Origin of the sequence: Streptomyces sp. UNOB3_S3 (assembly GCF_020740895.1) — a bacterium.
In the GTDB taxonomy this organism is placed as follows: domain Bacteria; phylum Actinomycetota; class Actinomycetes; order Streptomycetales; family Streptomycetaceae; genus Streptomyces.
This window is the reverse complement of record NZ_JAILXP010000536.1, coordinates 1-3573: the sequence shown is the minus strand read 5'-3', so window position 1 is coordinate 3573 and position 3573 is coordinate 1. Positions and strand designations below refer to the sequence as shown.

Sequence of the window (3573 nt, the reverse complement as noted above, 5' to 3'; positions counted from 1 at the left end):
GCAGGCGCACGCGGGGTACCGGCCGGGGGTGCGGAAGGGGGGCTGACGGCCCGCCCGGCCCCGTCCGGCCCGCCCGCGCGGCCCCGGCCCCGGGTTACGGCGGCGGCAGGAGCAGGACCTCGTCCGCGTAGCACCACGCCCACGTCTCGCCCGGTTCGAAGGACCGGGCGATGTCGTGGCCGGCGTTTTCCCGCGCGTGGGTGGTCGCGTGGTGGTGGGGGGAGCTGTCGCAGCAGCCGATGTGGCCGCACGTGAGGCATTCGCGGAGGTGGACCCACGTCGCGCCGATGCGCAGGCAGTCCTCGCAGCCTTCCGTCGTGCTCGGGGTCACCTCGCGCGCGGTCTGCGCCAGATGGGCGCAGGACCGGTCCGTCGGACGGCCTTCCAGGTCCGCGGCGACCCGCCAGGAGAGCGGCTCGGTCATACCTTCGAGCGTAGGCCCCTCCGCACCGGGGCGAAAGCCGAGGTCACGGGGATTGTCAGTGGGTGCTGGCAGACTCCTTCCCGTGAGCCGGGGTGCGGACACGGGCTACGGGGGTGTCCGTATCCGCCCCCGCTCACCGCCCGCTCTTTCGGGCGCGCGCATGCCCCCGTGCAGCCCATTTCAGCGGGCAGCGCGGCGCGCCGCCTTGCACGATGGCCGTGTTCCCCACATGCCTCACCCGTCGCGCACCCCAGGGCAGGACCGTGATGACCCTCAGCCTCGAACAGCTGACCCGTTGCACCGTCGCCGTCGACCTCGGAGCCGCCAGAACCCGCGTCTATCTCAAGGACACCGGGCTGATCGTGGACGAGCCGAGCCTCGCCGCCGTCAACTCCCGGACGGGGTCGCTGATCGCGGTGGGCTCACTGGCCGGAGGAATGGCCGGGCGGACGCCCGAGCACATCAAGGTCGTACGGCCCATCTCCGGCGGCACGGTCGTCGACATCGACATGGCCCAGCGGATGCTGCGCTTCCTGGTCAACGACAAGATCCGCCGCGCCTGGCGGCGCAAGCCGATGCTGCGGGCCGCCGTCTGCCTGCCGCACGACGCCGAGCCGATCGCCCAGCGGGCGGCCGTCGAGGTGCTGAGCGCGCTCGGCGCCCGCCGCGTCGAGCTGGTCGACACGCTCATCGCCGCCGCCGTCGGCTGCGGACTGCCCGTCGAGCGGCCGGAGGCCACGATGATCGTGGTGTGCGGCGCCGCCTCCACCCAGGTCGCCGTGCTCTCGCTCGGCTCCATCGTCGCCGCCGAGAAGGTCTCGATCGGCGGGGACGCCATCGACTACGCCGTCATCCAGCACCTGCGCAGCGTCCACGAGCTGATGCTGCCCTCCCAGGGGCTGCACCCGCTCCACCTCGCGCTCTACGACCCCGCGCGCATGGGCTGCGAGGCGGAGGTACGCGGGCGCGACGTCGCCACGGGGCTCTCGCGCACGGTGCTCGTCAACACCGCCCACGTCCGCGAGGCCATCCACACCCCGCTCACCGCCGTGCTCGACGCGATCGGCCGGGTGCTGCGCCAGTGCCCGCCCGATCTGGTCGCCGATCTCGCCGAGCGCGGGATCATGCTCGCGGGCGGCAGCGCCCGCCTCCCCGGGCTGGACACGATGATCGAGCAGGCCACGGGCATGGTGGTGCGCATCGCCGACAATCCCGATGTGTGTTCCGTCATCGGGCTGGGCGCGATGATCGAGGGAAAGATCAAGCCACTTCATCTCGACGCGGCGCACAGCTGACCTCCCGGCCGACCTCTCGCCGGTCCCCCTTGGGAACTTCTTTACCCGTCTCAACAGTTCTGCCAGTGCACCCCCGTATTCACAAGGAGATTGACGCACATGGCGCTCTGGGACCGGCTCAAGGATTCGGCGACCACCATGCAGGGCCAGCTGCTGGCGAAGAAGAACGAGCTCAAGAGCGGCGCATTCCGTGACGCGAGCATGGCAATGTGCGCTCTGGTGGCGGCTGCTGACGGCTCGATCGACGCTTCCGAGCGACAGCGCGTCGCTTCTCTGATCGCCACCAATGACGTCCTGCGGAACTTCCCCGTCGACGATCTCCAGGCACGTTTCAACGACTACTGCCAGAAGCTGACGACCGATTTCGAGTTCGGCAAGGTCAGCATTCTCCAGACCATCGGCAAGGTCCAGAAGAAGCCGACCGAAGCGCGTGCCGTCATTCAGATCGGCATTGTCATCGGCGGCGCGGACGGCGACTTCGACAAGACGGAGCAGGCCGTCGTCCGCGAGGTGTGCTTCGCGCTCGGTATCAACCCGGCGGAGTTCGACCTCTGAGTTCGACCTCTGAGGAGGATCCGACGCGCTTGTGGCGGTCACGGCTTCTGACGGATTCCCGTCGGAGTCGTGACCGGCCGCCTTGCCCGCCTTCGCCCGTCCCCGCCACCGTGTACGGGTGGTGGTCGAGGGCTTCACCTACCTACCCGTCGGCCGTGAGCTGATCGCGGTCGCCCGCCCCGAGGCCGCGCTGCGCGCCGGCCCCACGGGCGTACGGTCCACCGGCGGAGCCGACCTGTCCGCGCTCGACGCCTTCCTCGCCGACGAACGGCTCACCCTGGAGCCGCTCGCCCCCGCCCGTCCGGCCGTCCCCGAACTCGCCCTCTTCCACCGGGTGCGCGGCACCGAACGCCACCTCGACGAACTCGCCGTCCGGCTCGGCACCCTGCCCGGCATCGACACCGCGTACGTCAAACCGGGCACGCTGCCCGCCGGCCGCGAGCTCGCGCCTCATACCCCCGACCTCAGCCCCCGCCAGGGCTACCTCGGACCCGCCCCCGGCGGCGTCGACGCCCGCTGGGCCTGGAGCCGCCCCGGCGGCACGGGCGAGGGCGTGGGCGTCGTCGTGGTGGACGCCGCCTGGCAGCTCGGCCACGAGGGGCTCGGCCACAAGCTCACCGGCGTCGTCGCGGGCCAGCCCCTGGACGACCCGGCCTGGCGCAATCACGGCACCCACGCGCTGGGCGTCATCGGCGGCGACCGCACCGGCTCCGGCATCACCGGCATCGCGCCCGGCGCCCGCACCGCCACCGCGGCCTTCCCCGGCATCGGCACCGCCCGCGCCGTCCTGGCCGCGGCGGACCGGCTACCGCCGGGCGGGATCGTCCTCCTCCCGCTGCACCGGCCCGGCCCCCGCCACGGCTGGGCCGCCCGCGACGACCAGCGCGGCTGCCTCCCCCTGGAGTGGTGGCCCGACGACCACGCGGCCGTCCGCCACGCGACGGCCAAGGGCGTGCTCGTCGTGGCCGCCGCCGGGAACGGCGGGGAACGGCTGGACGACGCGCTGTACGACGCCCGGCCGGACGGGTTTCCGGCCTGGTGGCGCAATCCCCTGCGGGGAGCGGATTCCGGCGGGGCCGGCTCCGGAGCCGACTCCGGGGCCGTGCTCGTGGGCGCCGGTGCCCCGCCGCCCGGCACCCACGGCCGGGACCACGGCCCCGACCGCTCCCGGCTCCCCTTCTCGAACCACGGCGGGCGGGTGGACGCCCAGGGGTGGGGTCACGAGGTCACCACGACGGGAGGCCGGTGGGACGGCGCCGGGGAGCTGCGCGGCGGCCCGGACGAGGCGCGCTGGTACAC

Annotated in this window: 4 protein-coding genes; 3 read left to right on the top strand and 1 reads right to left on the bottom strand. The window is 73.0% G+C overall.

Annotation, left to right across the window (positions count from 1 at the left end):
- Window positions 1–94 precede the first annotated feature (94 nt).
- Window positions 95–424 (bottom strand): UBP-type zinc finger domain-containing protein, encoded by a 330-nt coding sequence (locus tag K6I33_RS33170; protein WP_229358396.1) that lies wholly within the window; start codon window positions 422–424, stop codon window positions 95–97.
- A 266-nt stretch (window positions 425–690) separates the two neighbouring features.
- On the opposite strand from K6I33_RS33170, the gene K6I33_RS33165 reads away from it, so the two are divergent.
- From K6I33_RS33165 to K6I33_RS33155, 3 genes are all read left to right on the top strand, one after another.
- The gene (locus tag K6I33_RS33165) at window positions 691–1719 is read left to right on the top strand and encodes a rod shape-determining protein (protein WP_229358394.1); all 1029 of its coding nucleotides are present in this window, start codon (window positions 691–693) and stop codon (window positions 1717–1719) included.
- Between the two features lie 99 nt (window positions 1720–1818).
- Window positions 1819–2274 carry a tellurite resistance TerB family protein gene (locus K6I33_RS33160; protein WP_229358392.1) on the top strand — a complete coding sequence of 152 codons (456 nt, stop codon included), beginning with the start codon at window positions 1819–1821 and terminating at the stop codon, window positions 2272–2274.
- Window positions 2275–2392: 118 nt separating this feature from the next.
- Window positions 2393–3573: serine protease (locus K6I33_RS33155; RefSeq protein ID WP_229358391.1), on the top strand; the 1181-nt coding region annotated here is incomplete at its 3' end.